This window comes from Pseudomonas sp. 15C (assembly GCF_055484735.1).
The window spans coordinates 1-9,195 of the sequence record NZ_JBUDGD010000104.1 but is presented as its reverse complement, the minus strand read 5'-3'; the positions used below and the strand labels follow the sequence as shown (position 1 = coordinate 9,195).

Genomic DNA, 9,195 nt, shown 5'->3' with positions numbered 1-9,195 from the left:
CGCAGGAGCAAGCGTTTTGGGTTACCTTTTTGGCGTTTGAAAAAGGTGACCCGCCGTAAGGGCGGAACCCTAAGCCGCCGTTACCGCAGCAACGGATATACACCCAAAACAACCAAAGCCTGGTCGGCCCAAAGGCCGCCAAGGCGCAAAAAAAAGCCCCGACCTAAAAAAGGCCGGGGCTCCCATGTCTCCAGTCAGCAATCAGAACCGCTCGATATCCGCCTGACTTTCCAACTGCTTGCGATACGCCGCGAAATCCTGCTGCCCCTCACGGGAAGCCAGGAACCGTCGGTACTGCGCCTTCTCTTCATCGGTCGGCGCCGCCGCTTCGTTAACGCCGTTCAAGCGCACGATCATCAGGCTACCGTCCGGCAGCGTCACACTGTTGAAGGTCGGCTTGTCCTTGGCGGCCGGCTTCGGCATGCGGAACAGCGCCTGCAACACCGCCGGATCAACACCTTCCTGACCACGGGTAGCCGCTTCGGTGACTTTCCAGCTCTGACCGTCAATCGCCTTGTCCAGTGGAGCCTTGCCATCGCGCAGATCAGCAATCAGCTTCTCGGCACGGGTCTTGGCGGCTGCGCTGGCATGCTCTTTGGTCAACTGGGTGCGGATCGCCGCATTCACGCTTTCCAGCGGCAGCTGCGCAGGCTTCAGGTGTTCCTTGGCGCGCAGCACGATCACGGTTTCCGGATCCAGCTCGATGGCGGTGCTGTTGGCACCTTCATCAATCACTTCAGGGCTGAATGCCGCGGTGACCACGGCACGGTTGGCCGCAATACCTTCGCCACCTTCACGGCCGAACGGCTTGGACGTGTGCACGGTCAGCTTCAGATCCGCTGCTGGCTGCGCCAGGTCAGACGCTTCGAACGCCGAATCTTCCAGTTGCTTGGTCGCTTCAACGAAACGCTGCTCGACCTGTGCGGCTTTCAGCTCGCGGGTCAGTTTGTCTTTCAGGCTGGCCAGAGTCGGCACTTCAGGCGCTTCGACACCCAGCAATTTGATCAGGTGATAACCGAAATCGGTGCGAACCGGCTCGGAGACTTGATCTTTGCCCAGCGAGTACAGGGCTTTTTCGAACGCTGGATCGTAAACACCAGGGCCTGCGTAACCCAAGTCACCGCCATTGTTGGCCGAACCCGGATCCTGCGAGAACTCTTTGGCCAGCGCTTCGAACTTCTCGCCCTTGGCCAGGCGCGCCTGGACTTCGTCGATCTTCGCCTTGGCCTGAGCTTCGGTGGTCTTGTCGTTCACTTCGATCAGGATATGCGCCGCACGACGCTGTTCCGACAGGTTGGCGATTTCTTTCTGATACGCGGCCTGCAGGTCTTCATCCTTGACGGCGACCTGGTCGAAGAACGATGCCTTCTTCAGCTCGACGTAATCGATGATTACTTGATCCGGGGTCATGAACTCTTTGGCGTGCTCATCGTAGTAAGCCTTGACCTCGTCGTCGGTGAGCTTCACCGCTGCCGGGTCAGCCTTGACGTTGAGCGTGGCGAAATCACGGGTCTGTTTTTCCAGACGGGCGAATGCCAGCACTTCGGCGTCGGTCACGAAACCGCTGCCCGCGACACCCGCGCGCAGTTGGCCGATCAGCATTTCCTGAGCCAGCATCTGGCGGAACTGCATGCGGCTGTAACCCAGCTGACGGATCACCTGGTCGAAACGCTCGGAACTGAACTTGCCGTCCACCTGGAATTCAGGCGTTTGCAGGATCACCTGATCGAGTGCACCTTCGGAGAAAGCGAATTTGGCCTGTTCGGCACCTTGCAACAGCAGCTTGCGATCGATCAGACCCTTGAGGGCCGATTCGCGGAGCATTTTTTCATCGAGCAAGGAAGCATCGAAGTCTTTGCCCAACTGTTGCATCAGCTGACGGCGTTGCATGTCAACGGCCTGGCTCAGCTCGTTCTGGCTGATTTCTTCACCGTTGACCTTGGCCGCCTCATTCTTGTGAGTCGTGGCCTGGAAAATGGCATCGAAACCGGTCAAAGCCATCAGTGCAACGATGACTCCGATAATGGTCTTGGCAATCCAGCCTTGTGAATTGTCCCTGATATTCTGCAGCATGCGTCCCCCAGAAACGGTTGAACTTCAATATTTAGGCAACCGTGGAGCGTGGGTAGAATCCGGATAGAAGAAAGGCGCATCCGAGGATGCGCCTTCTCGTAACTGGCGGAGCGGACAGGGCTCGAACCCTCGATCCCGGCGTTACAGGCGACTTTCTCAGTGGCCTGCTCTACCGCTCCGCTGCCAAGTCAGGCTTGACCCCGACCCGGATGGGTAAAAACCTGAAACTCAGTTAACAGCTTCTTTCAGTGCTTTACCGGCTTTGAAACCTGGCTTCTTGGCAGCCGGGATTTCCAGAGTCTTGCCGGTCTGTGGGTTACGACCGGTACGCGCCGGACGGTCCGTCACGGAGAAAGTACCGAAACCAACCAGAACAACGGAGTCGCCAGCCTTCAGAGCGCCAGTGACGGATTCGATTACAGCGTCCAGCGCACGGCCAGCAGCAGCTTTCGGGATATCAGCGGATGCAGCGATAGCATCAATCAGTTCCGACTTGTTCACTCTAAGTCCCCTTATATCTATTTTGAGATGATTCTAAGTTTTTTTGGTGAAAGCAAAAACGAGTGCTGAATGGCCTACAGACACTTAAGAGCCGCTTTATAACAAGGGCTCTAAAAAACTGTCAAGGAAGCCACCCAGGCAAAAGCCTATTAATGCGTGCTAATTCTTTCCTTAGAGTCAGACTCTCGTTTTTCGTCCTTGGCTACTATCTCCGGAGCCACATCCGGCAAGGGCTCCGGCGCGTATTGCAGCGCAATTTGCAGGACCTCGTCAATCCATTTAACCGGTTTAATCTGCAGATCCTGCTTGATGTTGTCAGGAATCTCCTTCAGATCGCGCACGTTCTCTTCCGGAATAATCACGATCTTGATTCCGCCGCGGTGAGCGGCGAGCAGTTTTTCCTTCAGACCACCAATGGCCAGCACCTGACCACGCAACGTGATCTCACCGGTCATGGCAACATCGGCGCGCACCGGAATGCCGGTCAATGCCGAAACCAGCGCGGTGCACATACCGACACCAGCGCTCGGACCGTCCTTCGGCGTAGCACCTTCAGGCATGTGAATGTGCGTGTCGCGCTTCTCGTGGAAGTCCAGCGGAATGCCCAGACTCTTGGCGCGACTGCGCACCACAGTCTGCGCGGCAGTGATCGATTCGACCATAACATCGCCAAGCGAACCGGTCTTGATCAGCTGCCCTTTGCCCGGAATCACCGCCGCTTCAATCGTCAGCAATTCGCCACCGACCTGAGTCCAGGCCAGGCCAGTCACCTGACCCACCTGGTCCTGCTGCTCGGCCAGACCGTAGCGGAACTTGCGCACACCGAGGAAGTGCTCGAGCAGATCGGCTGTCACTTTCACCGAGAAGCGTTTTTCCATCGCGTGTTCTTTCACGGCCTTGCGGCAGACCTTGGCGATCTGGCGTTCGAGGCCACGCACACCGGCTTCACGGGTGTAATAACGGATGATGTCGCGGATCGCTTCCGCGTCGAATTCCAGTTCGCCCTTCTTCAGACCGTTCGCGGCGATCTGTTTTGGCGAGAGGTATTTGACGGCGATGTTGATCTTTTCGTCTTCGGTGTAGCCCGGTAGACGGATGACTTCCATCCGGTCCAGCAGCGCCGGCGGAATGTTCATCGAGTTCGAGGTGCACAGGAACATCACATCGGAAAGGTCGTAATCGACTTCCAGATAGTGGTCGTTGAAGTTGTGGTTCTGCTCCGGATCGAGCACTTCCAGCAACGCCGACGCCGGGTCGCCACGCATGTCGCTGCCCATTTTGTCGATTTCATCGAGCAGGAACAGCGGGTTGCGCACGCCCACTTTTGTCATCTTTTGAATCAATCTTCCCGGCATCGAACCGATGTAGGTACGGCGATGACCACGGATTTCCGCTTCATCACGCACGCCACCGAGGGCCATGCGCACGAATTTGCGGTTGGTGGCATGGGCGATCGACTCTGCCAGCGAGGTTTTACCCACGCCCGGAGGACCGACCAGGCACAACACCGGGCCACGGATTTTCTTCACGCGTTTCTGTACGGCGAGGTACTCGAGGATGCGTTCCTTGACCTCTTCCAGGCCGTAGTGGTCGGCATCGAGGATGTCTTCCGCGCGCGCCAGGTCCAGACGCACCTTGCTTTGCGCCTTCCACGGCACCTGCACCAGCCAATCGATGTACGAGCGCACCACGGTGGCTTCGGCGGACATCGGCGACATCTGCTTGAGCTTGTTCAGTTCGGCAGTGGCCTTGGCCAGGGCGTCTTTCGGCAGACCGGCAGCGTCGATACGCTTTTTCAGGTCTTCGATTTCGTTGTGGCCTTCGTCGCTGTCGCCGAGCTCTTTCTGAATGGCCTTCATCTGCTCGTTCAGGTAGTACTCGCGCTGACTGCGCTCCATCTGCTTCTTGACCCGACCGCGGATGCGTTTTTCAACCTGTAGCAGGTCGATCTCGGCATCCAGCAGCGCCAGTACGTGTTCAACACGCGCCGACAGGTCAACGATTTCGAGGATTTCCTGCTTCTGCTCGATTTTCAGCGCCATGTGCGCAGCCATGGTGTCGACCAGACGCCCCGGCTCATCGATGCTGTTAAGCGACGACAGGACTTCAGCCGGGACCTTTTTGCCCAGCTGAACGTATTGTTCAAACTGCGACAGCAATGTGCGCACGAACACTTCGGACTCGCGTTCCGCGGCGTCGACTTCGTCGATCAGCGAGACTTCGGCACGGCAGTGGCCGTCGACTTCACTGAAGCGCTCGACCGTTCCGCGCTGTTCGCCTTCGACCAGCACCTTGACGGTGCCGTCAGGCAGCTTGAGCAGTTGCAGAACCGTGGCAACGGTACCTACGCGATAGAGAGCATCTTCACCGGGATCGTCGTCAGCCGGGTTTCTCTGGGCCAGCAGCAGGATCTGCTTGTCGCCCGTCATCGCGGCCTCGAGGGCTTCGATGGATTTCTCGCGCCCCACGAACAGCGGGATAACCATGTGCGGATAAACCACGACATCACGCAATGGCAAGAGAGGCAATTCGATGGTTGTCTTCATGATTTCGCCTCTACGGCGGCCATAGGGCCGTAATCAGATGGAATTGAACTTGAAACCAAGATGGGGGCTGCCTTGAAAAAAAACAAGCGCAATGCGGCTGTAAAAAACCAGATAAAAAAAAAGAGGCCCGAGGGCCCCTTCTTTACTGCGACAGGGTGGACGCTTACGCGTCCGGCGCTGCCTTGGCAGTCGGCTCACTGTTCTCGTAGATATACAGTGGCTTGGATTTGCCTTCGATCACGCTTTCATCGATCACGACTTTGCTCACCTCGGACTGCGAGGGGATTTCATACATCGTGTCGAGCAGTACACCTTCGAGAATCGAGCGCAGGCCACGGGCACCGGTTTTACGTTCCAGGGCACGCTTGGCGACGGATTTCAGTGCGTCGGAACGGAATTCCAGATCGACGCCTTCCATCTCGAACAGCTTGGCATACTGTTTGGTCAGAGCATTTTTCGGCTCGGTGAGGATCTGCATCAACGCAGCCTCATCCAGCTCGTCCAGCGTCGCGAGGACGGGCAGACGACCGACGAATTCCGGGATCAGACCGAACTTGACCAGATCGTCAGGCTCGACTTCACGCAGGGATTCACCGACTTTCTTGCCCTCTTCCTTGCTGCGCACTTCTGCGTTGAAGCCGATGCCGCCCTTGGTGGAACGGTTTTGAATAACCTTTTCCAGACCGGAGAACGCACCACCGCAGATGAACAGGATGTTACGGGTGTCGACCTGCAGGAATTCCTGCTGCGGATGCTTGCGGCCACCTTGCGGCGGTACCGAAGCGACCGTGCCTTCGATCAACTTGAGCAAGGCCTGCTGCACGCCTTCACCGGATACATCGCGGGTGATCGACGGGTTGTCGGACTTGCGCGAAATCTTGTCGATTTCATCGATGTAGACAATGCCCATCTGGGCCTTCTCGACGTCGTAATCGCACTTCTGCAGCAGCTTCTGAATGATGTTCTCGACGTCTTCGCCCACATAACCGGCCTCGGTGAGGGTGGTTGCGTCAGCGATGGTGAACGGAACGTTCAGCAAGCGGGCCAGAGTCTCGGCCAGCAGGGTTTTACCGGAGCCTGTCGGGCCGATCAGCAGGATGTTGCTCTTGCCGAGTTCGACGTCGTCAGCCTTCTTGTCACGCTGGTTCAGGCGCTTGTAGTGGTTGTACACCGCTACGGCCAGAACCTTTTTCGCACGCTCCTGACCAATGACGTACTGGTCAAGGATGCCGCTGATTTCTTTAGGCGAAGGCAATTTATGCGCGCTGCTTTCGGCCTGGGCTTCCTGCACCTCCTCGCGGATGATGTCATTGCACAGGTCGACGCACTCGTCGCAGATAAAGACCGAGGGGCCGGCAATCAATTTGCGCACTTCATGCTGGCTTTTGCCACAGAAGGAGCAATAGAGCAGCTTGCCGTTGTCCTCGCCGTTGCGGGTGTCAGTCATTCGTTCGATCCAAATCCGATAGGCTTGCAACACAAGATGAAGGCTATTGCGGGCTTTTTCAAGCCCGCTGCTGATCGGACTTGCCGACCAGGCCTCTATGCGTCGCTTATTTTAAGCTGGGCGCTGGTTGATCACTTCGTCGATCAGGCCATATTCCTTCGCCGCTTCTGCACTCATGAAATTGTCGCGATTGGTGTCGCGCTCGATTTCTTCCAGAGTACGGCCGCTGTGCTTGGCCATCAGCGTGTTCAGACGCTCGCGGATGAAGAGGATTTCCTTGGCGTGGATTTCGATGTCCGACGCCTGGCCCTGGAAACCGCCCAGTGGCTGGTGAATCATCACGCGCGAGTTCGGCAGGCAGAAACGCTTGCCCGGGGCACCTGCGGTAAGCAGGAACGCGCCCATGCTGCATGCCTGACCGATGCAAGTGGTCGATACGTTGGGTTTGATGAACTGCATGGTGTCGTAGATCGACATGCCTGCAGTCACCGAACCGCCCGGGGAGTTGATATAGAGATGGATGTCCTTGTCCGGGTTTTCCGCTTCAAGGAACAGCAGTTGCGCACAGATCAGGTTGGCCATGTAGTCCTCTACAGGACCCACCAGAAAGATCACTCGCTCCTTGAGCAGGCGCGAATAGATGTCATAGGCGCGTTCGCCACGAGCAGATTGCTCGACAACCATCGGGACCAGGCCGCCGGCGGCCTGGATATCAGAGTTCTGCTGAATATACGAATTACGGAACATGCTCTGCAGTCACTCCCAAATAGTTATGTCTTGAATACGCATAAGCCAGCTCGAAGGCTGGCTTATGTGTGTACTTCTAACGCAAAAACAATCAGTCGGCTGCTGGAGCTTCTACCGGTTTGACCGCTTCTTCGTAAGAGACCGATTTGTCGGTCACGCTAGCTTTCTGCAGAACAGTATCCACAACTTGTTCTTCCAGCACAACCGAACGCACTTCGTTCAGTTGCTGCTCGTTTTTGTAGTACCACGACACGACCTGCTCAGGCTCCTGGTAAGCCGAAGCCATTTCCTGAATCATCTCGCGAACGCGGGCTTCGTCAGGCTTGAGGTCGAACTGCTTGACCACTTCAGCCACGATCAGACCCAGCACGACGCGGCGCTTGGCTTGCTCTTCAAACAGCTCGGCCGGCAGTTGGTCAGGCTTGATGTTGCCACCGAATTGTTGAACAGCCTGCACGCGCAGACGATCAACTTCGTTGGACAGCAGCGCCTTCGGTACTTCGATCGGGTTGGTGGCCAGCAGACCGTCCATCACCTGATTTTTTACTTTGGACTTGATTGCCTGACGCAGCTCACGCTCCATGTTCTTGCGAACTTCGGTGCGGAAACCGTCGATGCCGCTTTCCTTGATGCCGAATTGCGCGAAGAACTCTTCGTTCAGCTCAGGCAGCTTAGGCTCGGACACAGTGTTCACGGTAACGGTGAACTCAGCGGTTTTGCCAGCCAGGTCGAGGTTCTGATAGTCCTCTGGGAAGGTCAGGTTCAGAACGCGTTCCTCACCGGCCTTGGCGCCGACCAGGCCTTCTTCGAAGCCTGGAATCATGCGGCCGGAGCCCAGTACCAGCTGAGTGCCCTTGGCGGAACCGCCAGCGAACACTTCGCCATCAACCTTGCCAACAAAATCGATGTTCAGTTGGTCTTCGTTCTGCGCAGCGCGATCGGCCACTTCAAAACGGGTGTTCTGCTTGCGCAGGATGTCGAGCATCTTGTCCAGGTCAGCGTCGGACACGTCGGCGCTCAGGCGCTCAACGGTGATGCCTTCGAAACCGGCAACGGTGAACTCAGGGAACACTTCGAATACAGCAACGTATTCCAGGTCTTTGCCAGCTTCGAGCGACTTTGGCTCGATCGACGGCGAACCCGCCGGGTTCAGCTTCTGCTCAACCACAGCTTCGTAGAAGGACGATTGAATGACGTCGCCTACCGCTTCCTGGCGAGCATCGGCACCGAAACGGCGCTTGATTTCGCTCATTGGCACTTTGCCTGGACGGAAGCCAGCAATCTTGGCCTTTTGGGCAGTCTGCTGCAGACGCTTGTTGACCTGAGTCTCGATGCGCTCAGCCGGCACGGTGACGCTCATGCGGCGCTCGAGAGCAGTAGTATTTTCAACAGAAACTTGCATGGATATTCCTCGTTGCACAGACGTTAGCCGGCCGTTTCCGACCCCAGAATCAAGGGCATGCATTCTAGTGGGTCAAACTCAAGAAGTCACCCTACGGAAAACGGGTAAAAAAACAGCAGGCAGTTTATTCGGAGCGATACTTCAAAGCAGCGCGCTCCGCAGACGAATACAAACCATCACGCCAGGGCTCTGCAGCAACCGCTTCTATATATAGAAGCGACTGCCAGTCACTCCTGACGGCCGCACTTGCGAGCAAGTACGCCGGGCAGCGCGGCATCATCGAGCAACATGATTACGACGAAGCGCCCTGCCCTTGCACCTCGAAACCGGCCATGCCGGATTTCAAAAGCGCTAAAACAAAAAAGGCGCCAGACTGTTAAATCTGGCGCCTTTCGAAATATGGGGTGGACGATGGGGATCGAACCCACGACAACGGGAGTCACAATCCCGTGCTCTACCAACTGAGCTACGCCCACCAT

General features: G+C 56.8%; 6 protein-coding genes and 1 tRNA gene. All 7 read right to left on the bottom strand.

Features of this window, described 5'->3' with window-relative positions:
* Positions 1-201 precede the first annotated feature (201 nt).
* Positions 202-2,073 (bottom strand): SurA N-terminal domain-containing protein, encoded by a 1,872-nt coding sequence (locus ACYYKW_RS26115; protein ID WP_464991555.1) that lies wholly within the window; start codon positions 2,071-2,073, stop codon positions 202-204.
* A gap of 228 nt (positions 2,074-2,301) precedes the next feature.
* Entirely contained in the window at positions 2,302-2,574 is a 273-nt protein-coding gene (locus ACYYKW_RS26110) for an HU family DNA-binding protein (protein ID WP_003183171.1), read from the bottom strand.
* 149 nt (positions 2,575-2,723) lie between these two features.
* Positions 2,724-5,120: an endopeptidase La gene (gene lon, locus ACYYKW_RS26105; protein ID WP_090284491.1), complete on the bottom strand. Its 2,397-nt coding sequence runs from the start codon at positions 5,118-5,120 to the stop codon at positions 2,724-2,726.
* A gap of 163 nt (positions 5,121-5,283) precedes the next feature.
* Positions 5,284-6,567 (bottom strand): ATP-dependent Clp protease ATP-binding subunit ClpX, encoded by a 1,284-nt coding sequence (clpX, locus tag ACYYKW_RS26100; protein ID WP_016775335.1) that lies wholly within the window; start codon positions 6,565-6,567, stop codon positions 5,284-5,286.
* Between the two features lie 111 nt (positions 6,568-6,678).
* Complete coding sequence (gene clpP / locus ACYYKW_RS26095) at positions 6,679-7,314, bottom strand: ATP-dependent Clp endopeptidase proteolytic subunit ClpP (RefSeq protein WP_007951559.1); 636 nt, start codon at positions 7,312-7,314, stop codon at positions 6,679-6,681.
* Between the two features lie 91 nt (positions 7,315-7,405).
* Complete coding sequence (tig, locus tag ACYYKW_RS26090) at positions 7,406-8,716, bottom strand: trigger factor (protein ID WP_093100444.1); 1,311 nt, start codon at positions 8,714-8,716, stop codon at positions 7,406-7,408.
* Between the two features lie 400 nt (positions 8,717-9,116).
* Positions 9,117-9,192, bottom strand: a tRNA-His gene (locus ACYYKW_RS26085).
* Positions 9,193-9,195: the final 3 nt, after the last annotated feature.

Coding starts and splice junctions, on each gene's coding strand:
- clpP (WP_007951559.1), bottom strand. CDS start 7,314: ATGTTCCGTAATTCGTATATTCAGCAGAACTCTGATATCCAGGCCGCC.
- tig (WP_093100444.1), bottom strand. CDS start 8,716: ATGCAAGTTTCTGTTGAAAATACTACTGCTCTCGAGCGCCGCATGAGC.
- lon (WP_090284491.1), bottom strand. CDS start 5,120: ATGAAGACAACCATCGAATTGCCTCTCTTGCCATTGCGTGATGTCGTG.
- ACYYKW_RS26115 (WP_464991555.1), bottom strand. CDS start 2,073: ATGCTGCAGAATATCAGGGACAATTCACAAGGCTGGATTGCCAAGACC.
- clpX (WP_016775335.1), bottom strand. CDS start 6,567: ATGACTGACACCCGCAACGGCGAGGACAACGGCAAGCTGCTCTATTGC.